This is a genomic window from Shewanella sp. SG44-2, from assembly GCF_014164215.1.
GTDB lineage: Bacteria > Pseudomonadota > Gammaproteobacteria > Enterobacterales > Shewanellaceae > Shewanella > Shewanella frigidimarina.
Window position 1 is genome coordinate 1 of record NZ_JACJEU010000109.1, and the last position, 246, is coordinate 246.

Sequence of the window (246 nt, forward strand, 5' to 3'; positions counted from 1 at the left end):
GGAAGATTGATGGCAAGAGATGTCAGTCTTTTTATTCAGTCTGAATTTGGGGTGACCTTTAAACAGGCAAATATCTACAGATTACTGCATCAATTAGGATTGTCATGGATAACGACCCGTTCTCGTCACCCAAAACAATCTCAAGATATTCAGGACGCTTTTAAAAAACTTCCAGCTGTCAACGATCCTTAACACCCCTGGTCATGTGGCGTTAGATCGCATTGATGTTTGGTTTCAAGATGAAGC

At 41.1% G+C, this 246-nt stretch carries 1 pseudogene; it reads left to right on the forward strand.

Features of this window, described 5'->3' with window-relative positions:
• Positions 1 to 246 (forward strand): annotated as a pseudogene (locus H5181_RS20480) (winged helix-turn-helix domain-containing protein); the annotation flags it as partial.